The organism is Legionella resiliens, from assembly GCF_021344005.1.
Lineage (GTDB): Bacteria > Pseudomonadota > Gammaproteobacteria > Legionellales > Legionellaceae > Legionella > Legionella resiliens.
On record NZ_JAJTND010000001.1, the window covers coordinates 590005 to 612820 of the forward strand.

Consider the following 22816-nt stretch of genomic DNA (forward strand, 5'->3'; position numbering starts at 1 on the left):
AGTCCCTTAGTTAGCTTGTAGCAAAAACCCTGACACAGCGAACACCATAAGTATTAATTTTGTTAATGGTTCCCTGAGTACTCACTCCATTAGCAAAAAACTCCTGAAACCATGCATTATTTAGAGAGTCGACGCTGGACTCAGTAGAACTCCAATATCGGCCATTTAATGACAATTCTGGAAGAAATCCCAAACTGTATAAGTTAGTTACAATATTGGGTGTATTTGCAGGGCAATTCGCACTCGTACCGCCAGCTCCTGAGTTAAATATCCCTAATTCACAAATTGCAGGCAAATACCAGGTCCCAAAAGGTATTTCCCCACTATTATCCATACCAATTTGATGACATAAAGTGGCGGCATTAGGAATCATTCCTTCATAAGTCTCAAATATTCGCGCACTGTTACAGGCACCGTCGGTAGCTCCATTGCAGTTATCAGGAGGGCTTGTCGATGTTTCTGTAATCCCTGAGATAGCCAGGGGAAATCCGCTCCAAACGAAGCTCGAACTTTCATCACTATCTTTCACTACAAATACTAGTGGAATATCTGGGGAAGGAAATACCACAGAATACACTAAATAACCGTCCATAGAAAAAGCCAGGGCGATTGAGGGTGGTAAGACAACATTATCCCCTGTGACTACTATTCCCCCCTGGGCCACAAAAACAGTAAAGAAGCCAGGTGAGACAATATTTATCATGCACGATCCGTTTGCTGGAATTACAGCACATGTGGTACTGGTGACACCAGCTGCTATCCAGGAAGCAGGTAAAAGAACGCGCACATTAAACGCTGGAGTGCTGGTTAGATTCGCTACGAAAATGTTAACGCCGCCTGGATCGCCAGCGGGAATAATTGCATTAGTAGGAACAGACAGCATGGTTGTAGGTGACATACTTACGTTGACTGCTATTGGAATAGAGTTCACAGCATTTGTTCCAAAGACTGTTGACGTAGTATTTCCTGGTGTAACTCCTGGTTGATAGGTGATTTGACAACTGTTATTAGGCATTAAAAGGGCCGGACAGAAACTCACTACCCCAACCCCAAGCGGAGGTGATGATGCGATAGAAGCCTGCACATTTGAAGCCGGTAGAGTACCAATGTTAGTTACAGCGATTGATTGCGGCGAACCGCCTGCGATCAAATTTACTATATTAGATGATACGCTCAGTATTGCTTGTGGCTGAGTAGGACATGCTACCGCCTGCATATCAAAGAATGTTGCATTGGTATTTGATCCTTTAACCATGACATTGGGAATGAAAAAAGCAATGGAGGTATTGGTAAAAAAGGAAATGGTGCAACTTCTTCCGGGCAATAAAGAGGCCGGGCAGCCATTATTTTGCAGGACATAAAGAGAAAAAAAACCGTTTGTCGAAGAGGCCTGGATATTATTTGCAGGAACTCTGGAGTTATTCGTAATGGTAACAGCCCCTGGCGTTGAGAGACATTGAGGTAAGTTTTGGCTTACTTGAATTACGCAATTTTGCAAAGACTTGGAGCAGATGACGCCATTTTTACCGGTGCTTATGGTTAAGTGGGCTTTTTCAGCGGTTTTGGATGATTCGAGTGCCCAGAGAGATTGAATTGGAACAATAAAAAAAAGAAAAAAATACAATGGTAGTTGCTGCAGGCGACGCATAAAATTCATCCTTTTAATTAAACTGGGCGCGTAGTTATGCAACCATATTACAGACCCCATCTTTTTTGCAAGAGAGTGGGGCATTATCATGGGGTAATCCTTATAAAAAAGAAATATTAATTGAACAATTTACTTGTAGATTGTTTATTTCCATGCCATCATGGTGCCAGTGTAAATTTTTTGAGTGATTTTTATGTTAAAAAAACTGCTAAACTTTACTCTTGTTTTAGTTTCTTCTAATGCATTTGCTGTAACAGAGCTGGATTTATATCAAGCTCCATTAAGCAGTTTGAACCAATTTCCACTCAAACAACAATCAACAATAAACGCACGTGCAGCCGCTCCAATTGCAGAAAAGAATGCACTGCAGCAAGTGAATCAGACTCAAGAGCACTCAAAAACGATCCTGAGATACCAACAAATGTATCGGGGAATCCCTGTTGTTGGCGCACAAATTATGATTACTAAAGAGGATGCGCAAGTCAATGGACATTTACTTAACGGCATCCAACTGGATACGAAGCCCGCACTGACTTCAAAAGAGGCTGTTGATTTGGCTAAAAAATCCTGGTTCAGTTTTAATCCTCAAATGCCTACTTATGAGGAATTGATTGAGTTACAAATTAGGGCAGAGCAAAATAATGAACTGAAACTGGTTTATCAGGTTTCATTTAAAACCACTCAAAGTGATAATAAACCAGCATGGCCATTTTTTATTGTAGATGCACAAAGCGGCGAAATCACCAAACAATGGAATAACATAAAAAATTTTATGGATGGCGGTCCGGGTGGAAATGAAAAAGTTCATGAATACTGGTATGGAAGAGATGGATTGCCTTTCCTGGAAGTTACTCAAAATGGCAGCCAATGCATTATGGATATCGCTAAGGTAAAGCTGGTCAATCTGGGGTCTGCCTGGGATTGGAATGATCTTTTGATTACTCCTTTTCAATATCCTTGTAGCAAGAATATAGAAGAAAACATCAATGGTGCATTTTCACCAACCAATGATGCTTATTATTTTGGCCAGACCATAGTGGATATGTATAAAGAATGGTATGGGGTCAATGCACTGCAAAATACTAATGGAAGCCCAATGCAGTTAGTCATGCGTGTCCATTTTGGCCAACATTATGATAATGCTTTTTGGGATGGACAATTTATGTCTTTTGGCGATGGGGAGGATTTTTATCCCTTGGTATCTCTAGATGTAGCGGGTCATGAGGTAACCCATGGTTTTACTGAGCAGCATTCGGGCCTTGAATACCATGATCAGTCAGGCGCCCTCAATGAGTCTTTATCCGATATGGCAGGTCAGGCATCGCGTGCGTATCTCTTGGAAAAGTTTCCTCAGCTCTATAATAAACTTTACTTAGAGCCAAATACTGTAACTTGGGGTATCGGTGAAACGATTGTTCGTGATTCTTTTGGTAAAGCGTTACGCTTTATGGATTATCCTTCTTCAGATGGTAGCTCGGCGGATTGTTTGGATAAAAATCTAGCGCAAAGTTATGGGGCATATTGCGCGATTAGTTATCCCGAACTGGTTGCTTACGCAAAATCACATATTTCTAATCCTCAGGAAAGACAAAGTTTTATTGTGCACACGGCCAGTGGCGTATTTAATAAAGCATTTTATTTATTGGCCAAAAATATAGGCATTAAGCAGGCTTACCAGATGATGATTATCGCCAACAGCAAGTATTGGACTCCTACCACTAATTTTATTCAAGGTGCTTGTGGTGTCCTGTATGCTGCAAAAGATATGAGCGTTGATCAGAAAATGGTTCAGTCTGTTTTTGGTCAAGTAGGTGTGAAGACTATCAGTTGTAAGATAAATTAAATCAGCACCCTTTCCTGGCCCGGGAAATGTGATTGTGTTCGTCTCGGGTTCCACTAAACTTGGTTCTGTGTCCGTGCTTTCCCAACTTATGCTCTGCAGCGGGTTTGGAAAGGTCGCATATGTTCCATTTATGTCCGCGTGTAATTCATAAAGCATTTTTTTTGCTCTACATGTTGTTTGCCGGTCAACAGAATTAGTATATAATTACCCTGTTTTTTAATATGCGTTCACTATTTTATTTAGGTTGGTAGCCGAATGGTCATCTTTTTCATTACTCTAAGCATTTTGGTATTAAGCCTGCTTTGTGTAGCCGTGATGGTTTTCAAGCTCATTCGTCAACCCGCCGAGCCTATATCTTTAATGCAATATTTGAAATTAATTATAAGTGGAGTGATTGCGTTTATTGCAGACACTTTGGGTGTTGGAAGCTTCGCTGTCAACGTGGCTTTGGCAAAATTGACGGGCACATTCCGGGATGACGAAATGCCTGCTGTAAATAATGGAGCACAAGTGATCCCAGGGACAATAGAATCTTTATTTTTTATGGGGTTGGTAGATGTTGATTTGACTACGCTTCTCACCTTAGTCATGGGTACTTGTGTTGGGGGTCTGGTTGGTGGTTTTGTTGTAAGTCATATGAGTAAACAGACAATTCGTTTAGCTATGGTTTGCTGTTTTGCTTTAATTATTCTGCTTTTAATTTCACATCAATTTCGTCTGTTACCTGTTGGAGGTGAATTAACTGAATTGCATTCATGGAAATTAATCGTGGGCTTTTTAGCGATGGTGGTTTGCGGTGCCTTAACCTCAGTGGGTATAGGTTTATTTGTTATGGTGCAAGGGGTACTGTTTTTAATGAATGTTTCGCCTGTAGTGGCGTTCCCAATTATGACTACTGCAGGAGCCATGCAGCAACCATTAACTACTTTTGTATTCTTGAAACATAACAAAATCCCTTTAAAGAAAACCATGATTCTAAGTCTTGCAGGTTGCTTCGGTGTTTTTATAACGATTCCTATTTTTATGCAGTTAACCATTACCTGGTTGCATTTTCTTTTATTATTCATCCTGACTTATAATTTTTTTGCGGTGGGCCGTTCGTATTTACGCTCCAGACCAAAAAAACTTTATGCACAAACTCCAACACCTGCGTCCCTTGTAGCAACTGAATAATAGTTCTATAGTTACACGCTCATTTTGTGAGCGTGTAAAGTATATAGTATGATTAGCTAATTTTAAGGTTAAAAAAGTACCTACTATGGATGAACCAGTCAGTAAATCACAAAAAAAACGAGATGCCGATTTTTTACAAAAAATGGGCGTAAAATTGATTGACTTGAGTTTGTCTAAACTTGAGTTACTTCCACTTCCTGAAAATCTGTACAAAGCAATTATCGATGCAAGGTCCATTAAAAGTCATGGTGCTAAAAGAAGACAAGCACAATTAATTGGAAAGTTAATGCGTGCTGCTGATCATGAAGAAATTTTGGCAGCTTATGAGCGTTTACTTGAAGAAGATAAATCGGTAACGGCATCGTTTCATGAGGTTGAACATTGGCGTGATCGCTTGCTTAACGAGGGTAAAGAAGCATTAACTGCATTTATTGAAGCGCATCAACCTGAAGATGTGCAGCATTTAAGGCAATTAATTAAAAAAGCGGTTGATGATCAGCAGAAAGAAAAAAATACAGGCGCTGCTAAAGCTCTTTTTCGCTATTTGAGGTCATCCATAGAATGAAATATTCTCTATTTATAAGCTGTCCGCGCGGACTTGAATATTTATTGGAAGAAGAGTCGAAAGCGTTAGGTTTATCAGTTACGCGTGTCAATCCGCAAGGAGTTTATGGAGAAGCGGATTTACTGACCCTTTACAAATTATGTCTTTGGTCACGAATAGCCAATCGCGTGCAATTAATTCTTTTTAGTGGCTATGCGAGTAATGAACAGGCGCTGCATCAACTGTGTACCGATTTTCATTGGCAGACTGTATTTTCACACGATAAAACGATTGCCATCGAATTTCATGGATTTTCAGAGCACATCCGTAATACGATGTTTGGTGCACAGGTAGTTAAAGATGGAATAGTCGATCATTTTCGTCGCTTAAATCATTCGCGCCCTTCAGTAGATAAAGAAAAACCACAAATTCTTATTCATGCCTATCTAAAAAATGATGTGATTACTGTGAGTTTTGATCTCACTGGATACAGTTTGCACCAAAGAGGGTATCGTCATAAAGCGGGTGCTGCACCTTTAAAGGAAAATGTAGCTGCTGCACTACTTATGCGTGCAAAATGGCCAGAATTAGCTGCTAAAGGGTATGCTTTGCATGATCCCTTTTGTGGGGCAGGTACTTTAGTTATTGAAGCCGCCATGATGGCAGCACATATAGCTCCTGGCTTATTGCGTCAGGATCAATCCTTACAATATTGGGCACAACATCAATCTTCATTATGGGAAAAATTACGGGTAGATGCCTTGCAACAAGTTAAAACGCTGCCCCTGACCTTATTGGGTACTGACGCAGATAACAAAATAATTGCTACTGCACGCAAAAATGCTGAACTCGCTGGTGTGGGGCCACTGGTTGATTTTAAAACTCAAGCACTACATGAGATTAAGGCTCCGGCAACAAAGGGATTAGTTATATGTAACCCTCCTTATGGCGAACGCTTAAGCGAGGTGACGCATTTGGTTCCACTCTATCAGCAATTGGGTAAGATTTTGCATGCACATTATCAAGGTTGGCAGGCTGCAATTTTGACCTCCAATCCTATGTTAGCCAAAGCCTTAGGACTTCGCGCCAGCAAACAATACACCATATATAACGGTGCATTGGAATGCAAACTGTATTATTTGGATATTCATGTAGCGAACGAGCTTAAAGGAATCATGAGCAATACCTTATCTGAAGGGGCGCAGATGCTCTTTAATCGACTGGAAAAAAATTATCGTCATTTACAAAAGTGGGCGAAAAAAAATCATATTTCGTGTTATCGAATATATGATGCAGATTTGCCTGAATACGCATATGCAATAGATATATATAATGATTGTGCTGTACTCCAAGAATATACTGCTCCTGCAAGTATTCCTGCCCATAAAGCAGAGAAACGCAGCTTGGAAGTAATGCAAGTTGTTCCCAGAGCGTTAGGGTTGGAAGCGGATCAATTGGTAATAAAGCAACGCAAACAACAAAAAGGCAGCGAGCAATACCAAAAATTAGGGCAAAGTCGAAAAACCATGGTGGTTACAGAGGGACAAGCTAAATTTAAAGTTAATTTATATGATTATCTGGATACGGGTTTATTTTTGGATCATCGATTAATGCGCCTTAGCTTTGCCAAATTAAAGCCAGGAACACGATTTCTCAATTGTTTTTGTTATACAGCCAGTGCCAGTGTTCATGCGGCTTTAGCCGGAGCATCGACAACTAATGTCGATCTCTCCAATACTTATTTGAGTTGGGCTGAAGAAAATTTCAAATTAAATCATCTTGATTTATCGAAGCACCAATTTGTGCAGTTTGATTGTCGTGAATGGATGCGAATTACTCGCGATCGTTTTGATGTTATTTTTTTAGATCCACCTAGTTTTTCCAACTCTAAGCGCATGACGGATACTTTGGATATTCAACGTGATCATGTTTCTTTGGTGAATTCTGCTATGCGTTTGCTAAACCCAAACGGAGTTTTATATTTTTCTACTAATTTTCGTCAATTTAAATTGGATCCCCAACTTATAGAAAAATATTCAGTGCAGGATATTAGCGCTCAAACAATAGATCAGGACTTTAAACGAAATCAAAAAATTCATCGCTGTTTTAAAATAATGATGCCGCAATTTGCCAATACATGAAACGGGACTGTAACAGGATGTACGAATGAAAAGACAAGGAAAAAAGAAAAAAAATATAATGCATCCTGCAAATGTATACCAGCATATGGTGCGTAACGCGTGTTTTGGGCTTTTAATAACAGCGTTGGCGCTTTTTATAGGTATGTTGGGATATCACTATTTAGAGAAAATGTCTTGGGTTGATTCATTTATGAATGCTTCCATGATCCTTTCAGGCATGGGACCAGCATCCGATATGGTCACGATCTCCGGGAAGATCTTTGCCGGATGTTATGCGTTATTTAGTGGTTTGGCATTTATTGCAATTATGGTGATAATACTTTCGCCCCTGATTCATCAGTTTTTTCGTAAAATTCATCTGGAAAGCAAAACGATCTATTCTGATGATCAGGACTAGGGTCTGTAAACAGACTTTAAAGGGTATTTTTATCTACCCCATATATTTGTTCTTTTAATGAGTGCATGAACCCGGCCATAAAAAATAGCTCTGCAACAAGAAATAAAGGGGCGATGAGCGCTTGGCTCAAGTTGTCCATGAACGCTGGTTTTTTACCTTCCAGATAATGACCGTAAAATTGTAATCCCCAGCCTATGATAAAAAAGATGACAAATGCCCAAACGCCTAATGTCGTCGGCCCATCTTGGCTAAACCAATTGGCGATCAGTAACAGGATGAGCATAATTGGAGTAAGTGCCAAAGCGAGTTGCCAATTTAAGCGGAAGTAATAAATTAAGGCAATTAAAGTGGCTAAGCAGGCAAGATCTGTTGCAAAAACACCTGGCATAATTATTTTTATAAAACCTAACAAGATCATTACTGATAAAATTATGAGAGGAACTCCTGCCATATGGGTATAACGAGTCTTGATATTTTGATGATATTCAGCATAAAACTGTGCTTGCTCAATAAATGATTTCATTTTAAAAATACTCTGAGTGCGGTTCTATAAAACATAGCATATTCTCTTAAAAAAAGCAGTTTTACTGATTAACCCCGGTTAATTTAGTAGCGGTCTGAGCATTAAAATTATTTTGGGGGCTCAAAAGAACTATCAATATGGTGGACATCTTGTTCCTCCGTTTTTTCCATATCTTTTTTCCTGGTTTTCCAAATAGAGACCTCAAGTAAACTCGACGGCTCTTTCTTTTCCAAAGATGGATCGTCTACGGCTTCGTCATGTGCTGGGGCGGCTTTGAGTGCATTTTGATAAAGTTTATAACTTTTTAATGCAAGATATAAATTAGCGACATGCAGATGAAATCCAGCGCTACATCCGCCATTTAACAAATTGTTAACATCCTCTACGAAATTACATTTACGTCCTTGTACCTCTGAATAGCTGCTAATAGGACCACCTATTGATGTAAGAAAAATAAGAGGTTTTATTTCTGATTTGTTTAATTTATCAAGATGTCTTCTAAATTCAGCGAGTGGTTCATGCAGTTCTGCCGTTAGCTTATTTTGATCTGCACTGACTAAAGAATTTCCTAAAATTTGCGAGGCGAGTACAACCTTACCTATTAAATCTAGGGTGGTCTCACTTACACCATCAGCATAATTTTGCAGTCCATCATAAATAGGACTGTGTTCAAATGCATCGCTAATTATTTTATGAGTTAAAAGGGAACGAATATCCTGTTCACTAAATAAATTTAATGCCAGGCTCTCATGAGGGGACTGACTAAGCGGTTCTTTATTTTTATAATCACGAAATACGCCAACTACTTCGCATGGATTTTGGTAATCCCCAAATGCCCAATCCCCAGAAATAAATTCAGCGATTTGATTGATATCATAAGCATAGCCACTTTCAGAAACAAACAAGTTCTTTTCTGTGATATCAAGCAAATCAGATTTGTTTTTGGCTTTCATGAGACAACCTTATGCATGCTGGGCAAATATAGTCTGTATCTTAAAATATAGTTAATCGAGGCAACAAATCCAAATGTTCAGGAGCAACTCCCTATTTATTCTTTTTGTAAGTCGGGTAATGGTTATAATAGTGGTCACATTCCTTAGCGATAGTGCATACCAGAGCACGATCTCTATTTATCAAAAGCATATGTTCCTACGAGATAAAGCACATTTCCATTAGTTGATGAGCCAGGAATGTACGCTGCTTTCAGGGAAAGCTTTTTATAGAATACGCCTGCCCAAGGGACAGCTCCTGGAAAAGGAACGCTGTGCAGGATATCAGGGCGTGATGTAATCAGTATAGAAAATCCTAGTCCTGCTTTAAAATCTTTAGTCAACGTTGCGACTTTCAAATAGGCATATCCAGCAGTTGGTTCAAGGTTGCGATGGGAATCGAGGAATGCAAACGCATAAAGGCCGTGCCAATTTCCTTTTTCATCAAAAAAACCTTTACCAAATCCGCCTCCCCAAGCGAGCTCATTGTATTTTTTTTCTCGGAGCTGCTTTGCAGAATAAGTAAGGCGGTTATGCCATGCATAGCCTGAGAGATAGAGCTCGGTATCGCCTTCGGTCCATGTTTGATGCAAATGACGACAAAAAGGTTTAAAAAAAGGAAGCCAATATTTACATCCTCTGGGTTCAATGGTGTTTAAACCAGTAGTGTCCTCTTTTTCCTTGCCGTTTTGTGCTGCTGGAATTGCAGGAGAACTTAAGTTTGTTCCGTTATTGGATAAAGATGCAGGAGAGCTTGCAGAAAATTTGTTACTGTACGTATCCAAAGAAAATAGTATTAATAGACCGATAAGGATCATTCGTAAGGTTATTTTTTTCATTTACTTTAAACCTATGCGGGATCTAGACTGTATAATTATAACCTGTGATCTATTTTTCCTGTTGTTGATTGGCAGCATTCTTGCTTGTAAATAGAACTATGAAGTTACAACTTGTGAGCATACCATGGACTTGTTTCGTAAAAAAGAGATCAATACGTCATTTGAGAGCGAATCTCATCTCGTTAGATGCCTTACCGTTTTTGATCTGACTTTTTTAGGAATCGGAGCCATTATCGGTGCAGGCATTTTCATTTTGACAGGTATCGTTGCTGCAATAGATGCTGGGCCTGCAGTTATTTTTTCCTATGTAATAGCTGGGCTGGCTTGTGTCTTTGCTGCATTATCTTATGCCGAATTAGCCGCATCTATTGGGGGATGCGGGAGTGCTTATGGTTATGCTTATGCTGGATTCGGAGAGTTAATTGCATGGATTGTTGGTTGGGATTTATTGTTGGAATATGCTATTTCTGTTTCCGCAGTATCGGTCGGTTGGAGCAGTTATGCCCATGATTTTCTCAAGGCAATAAAAATAAATATGCCAACAATGCTCGTATATGGTCCAAAGGATGGTGGTGTTTTTAATCTGTTGGCTTGTGTGATTATTGCGATTTTAACCGCTTTATTAATTTGGGGCGTCAAATCAAGTTCTCGAGTAAATAATATTATGGTTATGATCAAGCTTTTGGTCGTTTTTCTTTTTATTGTTGTGGCGACCAGGGAAGTTGACCCCTCTAATTGGTCACCTTTTTTACCTTTTGGCTGGGAAGGTGTAATTAAAGGAGCTTCATTAATATTTTTTGCATACATTGGATTTGATGCTGTATCTACAGCGGCTGAAGAGGCAATCAATCCACAGCGGGATTTACCCATAGGAATAATAGGCTCATTATTTATCTGTACGGCAATTTATATTATCGTTGCTGGGTTATTGACCGGTATAGCACACTACAGCACCCTTAATGTTGCCTCTCCCATAAGTCATGCTTTACTCGTTTTAGGTTATAAAACAATAGCCAGTTTTATCAGTGTTGGCGCTGTAGCCGGATTGACTACTGTAATGCTGGTATTATTTTATGGTTTAACCCGTGTTATGTTAGCAATGACACGTGATGGTCTATTACCAAAGGCTTTTTCCAAAACAAATCAGTATACTCATACACCCATACGCGTTATTTTATTGTGCGGCATTTTAATGGCATCACTGGCTGCTGTTGCTCCAATACATGTTTTGGCTGAGTTAGTGAATGTAGGTACTTTATTTGCATTTTTTATTGTCTGTGCGGGTGTAATCTATTTACATTATAAACAACCACAGATGCATCGGCCGTTTCGAACTCCTGGAATGCCTTATGTACCTATTTTAGGGATGATCAGCTGTCTTTATTTAATGGTTCATTTGCCTATGACTACACTCTTTCGTTTTATTATTTGGATGAGCGTTGGTATGGTAATTTATTTTCTCTACAGCTATTGGAATAGTGCTTTGGCTAAAAAATAGTCTAGCTTAGGTTTTTGCTGCTTATTTGCTTAGATATGACTTAATACTAATACAGCTGAAATTATTGCAGATGCTGGAATTGTAATAAGCCAGGAAAAGAAAATTTTCTTGATGATCCGCCAATGCGGTCCAGCAATTCCATTAATTAAGCCAACCCCAGTAATTGCACCCGTAACAGTATGGGTGGTTGAGATAGGAATACCACATTGAGTTGCTATAAAAAGTGAAATAGCGGCGCCCGTTTCTGCAGCTGAGCCCTTCATTGGGTCGAGTTTTGTTATTTTAGTTCCCATAGTATGGACGATACGCCATCCTCCCGCCAGGGTTCCAAGACTAATTGCGGCCTGGCATGAGATAACTACCCAAAATGGAACATAAAAAGGGCCTTCAATCCATGCAGCGGAAAACAGTATTATAGAAACAATACCCATTGTTTTTTGTCCATCATTACTGCCATGGGTTAAGCTAAGCAATGCGGATGAACACAATTGGAAGATTTTAAATAGCTTGAACTCAGTTTTTTTTCCATTATGTAAAAATTTATTAAAAAAATAAATAATAAACAGTGCAATGAGCAGTCCAAGAACTGGCGAAATAAAAATCCCTCCAATCACTTTAACAAAACCTGGAATTTTAAGCGATGAAAAGCCGCCTTTGGCGATTGCAGCACCTGCTAACCCACCAATCAGTGCATGTGACGAACTGGATGGAAGCCCGTAATACCAGGTAGCAAGATTCCAAAATATAGCGCCGATCAATGCGGCTAAAATAAAATGCGGATCGACAATATCTGAATCAATCAGGCCGCTACCAATGGTGTGTGCAACAGTGAGATTGAATACTAAGAATGAGATGAAATTGAAAAAAGCCGCCCACACTACGGCTTGTTTTGGGGTTAAAACCTTAGTTGTGACAATAGTGGCTATAGAGTTCGCTGCATCATGGAAACCGTTGATAAAGTCAAAGATATAGGCAACCAAGATAACAAAAAGTGTAAACAAAATGGCTGAGTCCATACTAATAGCTCCTTTTGCCATGATTTTGTAGTCTGGACGAAGCGTAGCGAACTCAGGAGTCCTACCTCAACTTTGGATTCTGCTTTGTTTCATTAGACTACTATATATAATAACTACTTTTAGTCATTAATTTAGATACAACACGCATTAATTGTTTAACAATATAAGGAAGCTCTATCGCTCCAGCGTTCAAAGCTGTAGTCGCATGTTGTTCTTCATCTTCTTTCATTTTCATAAGAATTGCATGTGATTTTTTATCTTTTGTCGGCAATTTTTTTAAATGACGATGCAAATGGCGAGCGACTTGCCGTTCCGTTTCGGCAACAAATCCCAAGCTGACTTTGTCCCCAGCTAAGCCTGCAAGTGATCCTAATATAATCGAGCCGCCATACCATAAAGGATTTAATACGCTGGGCTTTGAACCCAGTTCAGCCAATCGCTCTTCGCACCAGGCTAAATGATCTGTTTCTTCAGCCGCCGCATCGCTCATTTGCTTTTTAATATGGGTTAATTGCGCTGTTAAGGCCTGACCTTGGTAAAGTGCTTGGGCACAGACTTCTCCTGCATGATTGACCCGCATGAGTCCTGCCACATGTTTTTTTTCTTGAGTGGACAAATCCGTTTCAGCAAATGATTCTGCGGGAGATGAGCGAGTGCTCGTCCGCTGTGCAGGGGGAAATAAGGTACGCAGGGCATTATCTATTTCGGAGATGAGTGTATCAAGCGTGTTCATGGGGGATGCAATATCTTGTTATCAAAGCTAGACGTCTATAGTAGCTTGATTATACTTATGATTGAAGCCATCGCCGGGATTTTTCTTGGTAGAGGGAAGCTTTTTTCCAAAATGCTGGTCTAACATGCTGCTTCTTTCTTTTTCAGCAGTTGATTTTACTCCAGTAAAGTCATTTTCAAGATCCTTTTGAATGGTTGGGCCTTTCGAATCACTCAAAAGGTTGCTTACATTACTTCCTGCTGCAGGGGTGACGCTGAGCTCATGGTGCTCTTCAGACTGACTCTCCTCTGGATAAATTATTTTTCTGCCGACCTGATGCAGGATACCTAATAATAATGTCCCGGTAATAAAGGAGAGCATTGCACCCGTAGCAGCAGGAATCGATATAGCTATTAAAGAGAATAACTGGGCAAAAGGATAGGCTAATGTACTCAGCACGGTCAATGCGCTTGGTCCCATAGAGGGTATAAGAGCTGCTGCCAGTGGTGGGGCAAAGAAGATAAGAGCGGCGATTGCTCCCCCAATAAAGAGCACTGAGGCCAAAGCACTGAGCCACCCTAAACCAGGATGGATTTTCTGAGCATCCTTAAAACTGACTATGGGTGAAGTAATCGTTCGGATCAGATAGCATGCGCCCTTAAGTAGTCCTTGCAGACCTATTGTTGTAAGCAGTAAAAGACTTCGTATATGTTGGGTTATTCCATTAGTGGGTGTCCAAGCGAGTAAGCTATTTTTTAAAAAAGAGGATGTTTCGCTGAGTAGATTGAGTGGCAACTCAATGACTAGTGACAATAAATTAGTTAATGGAGTAGTAATAAATTTCAGAGTCAGGAAATAGGCTATTTTAGAGGCGTTTGGCTTTGAGGGCCACCCCATAAAGTAATGCCCAAAATGATATGTATCTTTTTCACGTTCTTGAGTAAGAGGCAAAAAGGTATCTTGCCAAGCCTTTTTCAAATAGAGAAAAAAGGACTTATGCTCCTGCGGATTTTTATTTTCCCGAAATAAGCGGGTTAAGTTATTAATTGGAAGATAGCCTGGCATGCTTACTCTTAATTAGTTTGTATGGTTATAGAGAGATTGCCGTTTTTAAATGCAAACTGCCAGTTATTATATATTCTGACCAATATTAAGGCAATATTAAGTAATTAGTGGTTGGAGGGTACTATCTTGAATGACGGTCAGAGTCTGGATTCCCACGGACAAGCTGCGGGATCTACACAGGGATCTTATGCATCTCATCGCGTGATATAAAATCAAAAAGCCTACGTTCCGCGCTTTATGCGCGGAATCCAGTTCCAGTTGTCATGCAAGATCGTACATAAAGCAAAGAAAGAAGACAAAAAGTGGTTTTATATTAGACACGCTTACACCTATATAGTTTATACGATTTAGTGCGTCTCTAAGTTGGATCCTGTTGAAGCCAATTTTGTAGTGCTGCAACTGTCTCTTGATGTACGTGGAAAAGTTGCTGATAAAGTGCAGTAGGGTATAGTTCGGGATTGTTTTGAAAATGTTTTTCTAAGGCTTCACATGCATGGCGCATTCTTAGGGTGCCGCAATAAAGGGCACTGCTTTTCATTTTATGTGTTAACTTATGAATTTCAATCAGATCTTGTTTTTCCCAAGCCTGGGCTGTTTTTAGTAAATCCTTAGTATTTTCTTCGATAAGGAGATGCAGCATTTTTTTGAGAGTTTTTTCCGATCCCAGATTATTGATTCCGTAAGTACTATCAAATAATGGATACTCATTAAACAGGTGAATAGGCTCAGCCTTTGCGGCGGGTAAATCGTGGATTTGTAATTTGGAGGTACTGTATCGAGCCAGTAATGCCTGCAACATGCTGCTTCGAAGAGGTTTGGTAATCACTTGATTTATCCCTGCCCGTACACATTCATTTTCAACATCAGTTACCGCATGAGCTGTTAAACAAATGATTGGGGTAGGTGTAAGATTCTGCCTTTGTTCATACTGACGAAATTGTTTTGCTAATTGTATTCCAGTGGTATCAGGTAGGCCAATGTCACTTAAGATCCAATCAAAGGTATGTGATTGAAATAACTCCATTGCTCTAACCCCTGTTGATGCAGATAAAAATCGGATACCAAGCTGCTGTAAAAGATTTTCTATCATCTTTAAAGCGATCGCATTATCTTCAATAAGCAGCACAAGAGGTGAATTATGTGTTTTTTCTAAAGTCAGTTCCTCAGGAAGAAGAGACGTTGACTCCTGGTGCGTCACAGGTTTTTCTACACAATGTACGGGAATGGTTAGGGTAAATGTGGTGCCTGTATGTGCTGTAGAGTCGACACGAATCTTGCCTTTTAAAAGCTGGGTATAACGCTTCACAATATGTAATCCCACGCCATGACCTGAATAAATCCCTTGATGTGAAGGGGTTGCCCTATAAAAACGTTTGAAGATTTTGTCTTTATCCTTAGGTCTAATTCCAGGGCCGGTATCTTTGACAAAAAATTCCAGGAACATTTTTCCATGGGGATGCGATTTGGGTCTAACTCCAATTTCAATAAACCCTTTTTCAGTAAATTTAACTGCATTACCTAAAAGGTTTAATAAAATTCGATGAAGTTTTACGGTATCCGTAGTTATCCATTCAGGTGTAGTGCAGTCAATACTAATTAATAAATCCAATTTTTTCAAAGCGATAGTTGGAAGTTCCAGATCGGCAATACTGCGAATCAAATCATGGACATTGCAGGCTGTTTCATTGATTATGTTTTCTTGTTGACTCCCAGCGGCGATAATATCGAGCACTCCGTTAAGCAGTGCCAAGAGTTGTTCCCCGCTTATATTGATCATATGCGCGTATTCTTTTTCTTGAATGTTTTGAACTTCCCGTTCAAGAATGTTGGACATGCCAATAATCCCACTTAAAGGAGTACGAATATCATGACTCATATTTCGGATGAATTCATCTTTGGCGAGGTTCGCTGCTTCGGCTTTTTCTTTAGCCTCTTTGAGCTCGGATTCAATTTTTTTTAGATAAGTAATGTTAATCGTATTGCCTAGAATGCCAATAATTTTTCCTGATTTATCCAGCAAAGGTCTTTTAGTCGAAAGCAAAACCACTTCTTCACCTGATGGCAAAAGAGTTATTTCTTCTCGTGATAATTCAACATTTTTTTCAATCACTTCAAGGTCATTCGCTCGATAAACATCAGCGGTTTTCTTGCCAAATAGTTCATAATCTGTTTTACCAAGAACTTCGCGCTCATCACATTTATTAATAAATTTCATATGATGCAGACTTTGAACACAGCGTTGATTCATTCCAGACCAAACACCTTTTAGATCTTTCCAATAGACATCTCCAGGCAAGACATCAAGCAGATTTTTTAATTGAGTGTATTGTGCTTCCAGCTGATTCATTTTATTTTGTAACGTATTAATTGTTGTTTCTAAATCGGCTATCAAGTTCGCTGTATTGGAAGTTTCATTTTTTGCCATTTTTTTCCATAATAAATTAAAATTCTTGATTTAGTGTATGTTGAACGCCCAAAAAACATGAATTATCCTGTATTTTCAGGCTTGGTCAATCGTGTCCATAGGCACAAAAACCAAAGAGATACTCTTTTATTTTTAAGCATAGCATAGGGTCTGTTTGTAGACCTCAGATAGATATAGGATTTTTATTGAATTAGTTGCACTTATAATCGATATTATGTTTTATTTGCATTCTGTTATAATGAATGAAATTGAGTATTTGGTAATACCATGTTAACTCCTGATGGACATTGCGCTAAAAAAATTGAAAAAGTAATGCTGTTAGCATTATGGGCAAATACTCTAAGGGATGAAATTCACGCACAAGGTTTAACCGAAACAAAAAAATTGATATTTGCCGGTCTTGGAAAGCCAACCTATCCTATTAATTCAAGTACCATTGCTTCTTATCTTGCATATTGGCAAAAATTAGATGATTTAACTAAAAAATGGAAAGTTGATCCCCACCAGGTTGAAGAGGATATTGCCATTGATTATGGAGACCCTCGAGGTGACTATGCGCCGCGGGAATTAATGGCTGATATTATGTCACGTTGGTATGAGACAGAAATTAAAGCGGAAAACATATTGTTTACTGTGGGGGGTATTGGGGCTTTGCGGGTATTATTTGAAACTTTTAATACTCATTTTGAAGATGTACCAGGATATCGAATTATTACCCCTTTTCCTTATTACAGCGTGTATTCCAACAACTCATTGCATTGTTTGCATCCGATTCATGTGATGAACAAGCCCGGATATAAACTTACGGCGCAAGCAACGGAAGAGAGTATTAAAGAGGCCTATACTTTAGCTGAGGTGGATCATGGCTGGCCCAAAGCCATATTAATTTGCAATCCATCCAATCCCTTGGGCAACATTATTGATGAAGGCGAATTAATAAAGATTGCTGAGGTTTTGCGTCAGTATCCTGATTTGTACATCATTTTTGATGAAGCGTATACCGAGATGAGTTTTTCAGATACGCCTTCTTTTTTAAAGATTGCTCCTGATCTCAAAGAGCGAGTAATTGTTTTACGCTCAGCAACCAAAGCTTTGTCTGCAGCGGGTGAGAGAATGGCTGTACTTTTAGTGTTTGACTCAAGTTTGATGAATGAAATGCTGAATAAAAATATAAGTTATTTCATTCATGCACCGCGATCAGCGCAAGCCGCCTATGCACAAACTATGGCGAATTTTGGAGCCGAAGAAAAAAATAATATAGCGCTCTTCTATAAGAAAAAAGTAGATTATGTGGTTGCACGCTTAAAAAACATGGGTGCAGCAATGCCGGACCCCTTATATCGTGTAGAAGCTACTTTTTATGTGCTTGCTGATTTTAGTGATATGTTCGGTTTGTCTCTACCCAACGAAGCCGCGAGAGTTTTGCAGAAAACTGGTATTGTGGAGACGGATGAAGATCTTGCATATTATTTGTTGTTTAAGGACAACCTGATGGTTACCCCATTATCATATTTTGGTTTGTCAAAACATGATGGTTTTATGCGCATTACATGTAGTGGTCGAGAAAATGAGCTACGCGATCTAATGGATAGGCTTGAGAGAAGGTTATTTGAATCAAGAAAAAATATAAAAAACTTTTTCCTAGAAAGCATTGCTCAAAGGCTTCCTGAATTAAAAAAAATAGATGCCCATATGTTTGAGCTTATCGGCCAAAAACTTCAAGCAGGAGCTAAGGAAGAAGATACATGTTTGAATTTAAAGTCAAAAAACCAATCACTAAGAAAGATTAATGATACGATCATCGATTTTTTTGCAATCATGGAATCGGATGTAGGCTGAACTGAACAGCATTAGGTATCGTCAGTTTTTTGATTTAGAAACCCCCACTAATTTTTTCGTCTACGTACCGCGCTTTATGCGCGGTATCCAGGGGATCTTGCACTAGAAATGCTCCGCGGCATCTTAAAATATCGTTCTGGATACCGCGCATAAAGCGCGGTATGTAGGGAAATCTAAGTGGTACATAGAGAAATTTAAAATGAAAAAGTGACGATCCCTCCGATAACAGACATTCACATGCATGGTTTTCCACATGTTGGCCATGTGACAAAATAAATCGGCGGTATCGTCAGTTTTTGGACGAGAAACCGCCACTAATTTTTTCGCTTGCGTATCGCGCTTAATTTTCTCGCCTACGTACCGCGCTTTATGCGCGGTATCCAGGGGATCTTGCTCTAGAAATGCTCCGCGGCATCTTAAAATATTGTTCTGGATACCGCGCATAAAGCGCGGTACGTAGAGGAGTTTAAGCGGTACATAGAGAAATTTAAAATGAAAAAGTGACGATTCCTCAGATAACAGACCCTAAGTATTCACATGCATGGTTTTCCACATGTTGGCGATGTGACAAAATAAATCGGCGGTATCGTCAGTTTTTGGATGAGAAACCGCCACTAATTTTTTCGCTTGCGTATCGCGCTTAATTTTCTCGCCTACGTACCGCGCTTTATGCGCGGTATCCAGGGATTTTGCTCTAGAAATGTTCCGCGGTATCTTAACATATCGTTCTGGATACCGCGCATAAAGCGCGGTACGTAGAGGAGTTTAAGCGGTACGTAGTGAAATTTAAGCAGTACGTAGTGAAATTTGAAATGAAAAACTGACGATACCTCAGGTCAAAATGCCCCAACCTTGTGTCTTGGATTTTTTGAACTCAACCTACGAAGAGGTTAACCCTGAATGAATTGTTTGATCGTGAGCGTTAACCGACTAACTAATTCATCAATTTCTTCTTCATTAATAATCAGGGGTGGTAACAGCCTTACCACAGTGTCCGCAGTAACATTAAAGAGTACCCCATTCGAAAGACCCACTAAGCGCGCATCGTTAGCAGGCCGATCCAATTCAATACCAATCATGTAACCCTTTCCACGAATTCCTTTTACACCAGGATGTTCGCCGAGATTTTTGATTAACTTCTCCATTAATAGAGCACTATTCTTTGTGACTTTTTCACAAATTTTGTCGCGTTCTATAACTTCCAATACAGTTAAAGCCGTAGCGCAAGCCAGAGGATTGCCGCCAAAAGTTGATCCATGATTTCCAGGTTTAAATAAATCGGTCGCCCTTTTACTCATCAGGCAAGCCCCTATAGGGACGCCATTACCCAAACCTTTAGCTGTAGTAACGATATCAGGCTGAATGTCATAATGCATATAGGTAAAAAGTTTTCCTGTACGGCCGTTTCCGGTTTGGATTTCATCCAAGATGAGCATCCAGTCATGTTGTTCACAAAGTTTGGTCAGGGAACGAAGATAACTTTCTTCTGCTGCATGAATTCCACCCTCGCCCTGAATGGGTTCAAGCATAATCGCAACCACATCTTCTCTATTTGCTGCAATAGTATAGATGGCATCCAAATCATTAAATGGAGCGCGGATGAACCCTGGCACCAACGGTTCGTATCCCGCTTGTACTTTTCGACTTCCTGATGCGGTTAGAGTTGCCATAGTACGGCCATGAAAGGCCCTTTCCATAACAATAATTGAAGGAGTTTCAATTCCTTTTTTATGACCAAAAAGACGGGTCAACTTAATTGCTGCTTCATTGGCTTCAGCGCCTGAATTCGCAAAAAAGGCCTGCTCCATACCCGCCATGGCTGTCAATTTTTCAGCAAGTAATTCTTGTTGTTTGATATGAAAGGTATTTGATGTATGGATTAGCTTGGCTGCTTGTTGTTGTATGGTTTTTGTCACATCCGGATGAGCATGTCCTAATCCACATACTGCTATCCCACTTAAACCATCAAGATAGGCCTTGCCCTGCTCGTCATACAACCAAATTCCTTCTCCATGTGTAAAAGTTATTGGCATAGGATTATAACTGGTAATTAAAGCCATAATGTTTTCCTTAAAACTGAAGGATCTCCACTCAAAAAATATCTCTCCTTTTAATAGAGAGACAGGTGTGGCCACATTATAGCCATAACTTTCTTTGCTACGCTATATGAGCGGAGAAATCCTCAGTAAAAAAGAATTATTTTATTTCATATTGCTGGTAACAAAATCCCAGTTTACCAATTTCCAAAATGCAGTGAGATAGTCAGGGCGTGCATTACGATAATCAATATAATAAGCATGCTCCCATACATCACAAGTCAATAGTGCGTTTAAGCCTTCAGTCATTGGAGTACCCGCATTGCTGGTGCTGATTATTTTTAAAGCACAAGCATTATCCTGAACAAGCCAGGCCCAACCTGAGCCAAAAGTAGATATTGCCGTTTGTGTAAATTGTTCTTTAAATTCACTAAATGATCCAAAATGTTTGTTAATTGCGTCAGCTAATTTTCCTTTGGGCTCGCCACCACCATTAGGACTTAGGCAGTGCCAGTAAAAAGTATGATTCCAAACTTGGGCGGCATTATTAAACATTCCGCCTTTTGATTTTTTAATAATCTCTTCCAGTTCCATGGATTCAAATTCGGTTCCAGGAAGTAATTTATTTAAATTGTTCACATAAGTCTGATGATGCTTGCCATAATGATACTCTAGTGTTTCACTAGAAATGTGGGGTTCTAACGCATTTTTAGCATACGGTAACTCAGGCAATGTAAATGTCATCCTAATCTCCTATTATTTATTCTGTTTATTTTATTCTGTGGACTAAGTTTAGCAGGAAGGACATGATATTCAATGAAGATTAATCATAATTCTCAAACCAAGAAAGCAATTCTGCTTATAGAACACGGGATCATTGCAATAAAAATTCATGTTTGTACTTAGGAGAATAGTATTTTAGCTAATTTTTTGAGTATTATTAGATCAAATGGGACATTCATTGGCTTTTAGGCTAAGATCTGTTAATCTATTGTGCTAAAAATTTATTGGTTGCGGGCTTTACAGGTTTTCGCGATAATGAGTAATAATCAATTTATTATTTTAAGGTGTGTGAGTGGATACTTTAGAAAAAATTAAAAAGCAAATAGCGGAAAATGCCATTCTGCTTTATATGAAAGGTACGCCAAAGATGCCGCAATGCGGGTTTTCAGCGCGTGCAGTGCAATGCATAGAATCTTGTGGCGTAGATTTTGCCTACGTAGATGTTCTAGCTAATCCTGATATTCGCCAAACATTACCCCAATATTCTGATTGGCCTACTTTTCCGCAACTCTATGTGAAAGGAGAGTTAATCGGTGGTTCTGATATCATTGCTGAATTATTCCAGCAAGGTGAGTTAGAAACAATGCTGCGTGATGCGATTGCCGCATAATATAATGAGTTAATATCATAATAATAACTATAATGATGGAGATCATAGAATGAGTGTATTAGTGGGACGAAAAGCCCCTGATTTTACCGTTGCAGCTGTTATGCCAAATGGTGAGATTATGGATAAGTTTAATTTACACGAGCACATAAAAGGTAAATATGGTCTCGTATTTTTTTATCCTCTAGATTTTACTTTTGTATGCCCTTCTGAGTTGATCGCTTTAGATCACCGTATTGATGAATTCAAAAGTCGTAACGTGGAAGTGGTTACTGTTTCTATTGATTCACACTTTACACACAATGCTTACAGAAATACTCCAATTAATAAAGGCGGTATTGGTCCTGTTCGATACACAATGACGGCCGATATGACTCATAGTATTTGTCAATCCTATGGAGTCGAGCATCCAGCTGCAGGTGTTGCATTCCGTGGCGCATTCATCATTGATACTAATGGAGTAGTTCGTTCACAAATCGTTAATGACTTGCCTATAGGTCGTAACATAGACGAAATTTTAAGAATCATTGATGCAGTTCAGCACTTTGAAGAAAATGGCGAAGTTTGTCCTGCTGGTTGGGAAAAAGGTAAGGCGGGAATGAAGGCATCTACAGAAGGTGTTGCTGCTTACCTTACAGAACACTCTGACGCATTGTAAAATTCGTATCTGCTCAGAGAACGTGTTTGAATCTTTGAACGCCTACTAAAATTTATCCCGGGCATCGTGAAGCATAGTCC

19 protein-coding genes are annotated in these 22816 nt (G+C 39.4%); 9 read left to right on the top strand and 10 right to left on the bottom strand.

The window, feature by feature from the left end; genetic code table 11:
* Positions 1–10: 10 nt before the first annotated feature.
* A complete protein-coding gene (locus tag LXO92_RS02505; protein ID WP_232890343.1) occupies positions 11–1648 on the bottom strand; it encodes an Lcl C-terminal domain-containing protein in 1638 nt (545 codons plus the stop codon).
* Between the two features lie 193 nt (positions 1649–1841).
* On the opposite strand from LXO92_RS02505, the gene LXO92_RS02510 reads away from it, so the two are divergent.
* From LXO92_RS02510 to LXO92_RS02530, 5 genes are all read left to right on the top strand, one after another.
* Positions 1842–3491: a M4 family metallopeptidase gene (locus LXO92_RS02510; protein ID WP_182351183.1), complete on the top strand. Its 1650-nt coding sequence runs from the start codon at positions 1842–1844 to the stop codon at positions 3489–3491.
* Positions 3492–3746: 255 nt separating this feature from the next.
* Positions 3747–4664 (top strand): sulfite exporter TauE/SafE family protein, encoded by a 918-nt coding sequence (locus tag LXO92_RS02515; protein WP_182351184.1) that lies wholly within the window; start codon positions 3747–3749, stop codon positions 4662–4664.
* Between the two features lie 85 nt (positions 4665–4749).
* Positions 4750–5229 (top strand): ribosome biogenesis factor YjgA, encoded by a 480-nt coding sequence (gene yjgA, locus LXO92_RS02520; protein ID WP_182351185.1) that lies wholly within the window; start codon positions 4750–4752, stop codon positions 5227–5229.
* Complete coding sequence (gene rlmKL, locus LXO92_RS02525; RefSeq protein WP_232890344.1) at positions 5226–7349, top strand: bifunctional 23S rRNA (guanine(2069)-N(7))-methyltransferase RlmK/23S rRNA (guanine(2445)-N(2))-methyltransferase RlmL; 2124 nt, start codon at positions 5226–5228, stop codon at positions 7347–7349. The genes yjgA and rlmKL overlap by 4 nt, the downstream gene beginning before the upstream one ends.
* A 25-nt stretch (positions 7350–7374) precedes the next feature.
* Complete coding sequence (locus tag LXO92_RS02530) at positions 7375–7746, top strand: hypothetical protein (protein WP_182351187.1); 372 nt, start codon at positions 7375–7377, stop codon at positions 7744–7746.
* Positions 7747–7762: 16 nt separating this feature from the next.
* On the opposite strand, the gene LXO92_RS02535 is transcribed toward LXO92_RS02530, so the two are convergent.
* The 3 genes from LXO92_RS02535 to pagP all read right to left on the bottom strand — a co-directional run bounded on the left by LXO92_RS02535 (position 7763) and on the right by pagP (position 10097).
* The gene (locus tag LXO92_RS02535; RefSeq protein WP_182351188.1) at positions 7763–8269 is read right to left on the bottom strand and encodes an Mpo1 family 2-hydroxy fatty acid dioxygenase; all 507 of its coding nucleotides are present in this window, start codon (positions 8267–8269) and stop codon (positions 7763–7765) included.
* 107 nt (positions 8270–8376) lie between these two features.
* Positions 8377–9222 carry a hypothetical protein gene (locus LXO92_RS02540; protein WP_182351189.1) on the bottom strand — a complete coding sequence of 282 codons (846 nt, stop codon included), beginning with the start codon at positions 9220–9222 and terminating at the stop codon, positions 8377–8379.
* A 173-nt stretch (positions 9223–9395) separates the two neighbouring features.
* Positions 9396–10097: a lipid IV(A) palmitoyltransferase PagP gene (gene pagP, locus LXO92_RS02545; protein ID WP_182351190.1), complete on the bottom strand. Its 702-nt coding sequence runs from the start codon at positions 10095–10097 to the stop codon at positions 9396–9398.
* A 124-nt stretch (positions 10098–10221) separates the two neighbouring features.
* Between pagP and LXO92_RS02550 the strand changes: the two genes are divergently transcribed.
* Entirely contained in the window at positions 10222–11595 is a 1374-nt protein-coding gene (locus LXO92_RS02550) for an amino acid permease (RefSeq protein WP_182351191.1), read from the top strand.
* 29 nt (positions 11596–11624) lie between these two features.
* Here LXO92_RS02550 and LXO92_RS02555 read toward each other — a convergent pair whose 3' ends face one another.
* The 4 genes from LXO92_RS02555 to LXO92_RS02570 form a co-directional block, all read right to left on the bottom strand.
* Positions 11625–12611, bottom strand: coding sequence for an inorganic phosphate transporter (locus LXO92_RS02555; protein WP_182351192.1), 987 nt, complete (start codon positions 12609–12611; stop codon positions 11625–11627).
* 100 nt (positions 12612–12711) lie between these two features.
* Complete coding sequence (gene coq7, locus LXO92_RS02560; RefSeq protein WP_182351193.1) at positions 12712–13344, bottom strand: 2-polyprenyl-3-methyl-6-methoxy-1,4-benzoquinone monooxygenase; 633 nt, start codon at positions 13342–13344, stop codon at positions 12712–12714.
* 27 nt (positions 13345–13371) lie between these two features.
* The gene (locus LXO92_RS02565; protein WP_232890345.1) at positions 13372–14388 is read right to left on the bottom strand and encodes a hypothetical protein; all 1017 of its coding nucleotides are present in this window, start codon (positions 14386–14388) and stop codon (positions 13372–13374) included.
* A 358-nt stretch (positions 14389–14746) separates the two neighbouring features.
* Entirely contained in the window at positions 14747–16813 is a 2067-nt protein-coding gene (locus LXO92_RS02570) for an ATP-binding protein (protein WP_232890346.1), read from the bottom strand.
* A 267-nt stretch (positions 16814–17080) separates the two neighbouring features.
* On the opposite strand from LXO92_RS02570, the gene LXO92_RS02575 reads away from it, so the two are divergent.
* A complete protein-coding gene (locus tag LXO92_RS02575) occupies positions 17081–18652 on the top strand; it encodes a pyridoxal phosphate-dependent aminotransferase (RefSeq protein WP_232890347.1) in 1572 nt (523 codons plus the stop codon).
* Positions 18653–19542: 890 nt separating this feature from the next.
* Here the strand turns inward: LXO92_RS02575 and LXO92_RS02580 are convergent.
* Complete coding sequence (locus LXO92_RS02580) at positions 19543–20712, bottom strand: aspartate aminotransferase family protein (RefSeq protein WP_182351197.1); 1170 nt, start codon at positions 20710–20712, stop codon at positions 19543–19545.
* A 141-nt stretch (positions 20713–20853) separates the two neighbouring features.
* Positions 20854–21432, bottom strand: a complete 579-nt coding sequence (gene sodB / locus LXO92_RS02585) for a superoxide dismutase (RefSeq protein ID WP_232890348.1) — start codon at positions 21430–21432, stop codon at positions 20854–20856.
* Between the two features lie 331 nt (positions 21433–21763).
* On the opposite strand from sodB, the gene grxD reads away from it, so the two are divergent.
* Both grxD and LXO92_RS02595 read left to right on the top strand, forming a co-directional pair.
* Entirely contained in the window at positions 21764–22081 is a 318-nt protein-coding gene (gene grxD / locus LXO92_RS02590) for a Grx4 family monothiol glutaredoxin (RefSeq protein WP_019232721.1), read from the top strand.
* 49 nt (positions 22082–22130) lie between these two features.
* Positions 22131–22736: a peroxiredoxin gene (locus LXO92_RS02595; protein ID WP_232890349.1), complete on the top strand. Its 606-nt coding sequence runs from the start codon at positions 22131–22133 to the stop codon at positions 22734–22736.
* The last annotated feature ends 80 nt before the right edge of the window (positions 22737–22816 follow it).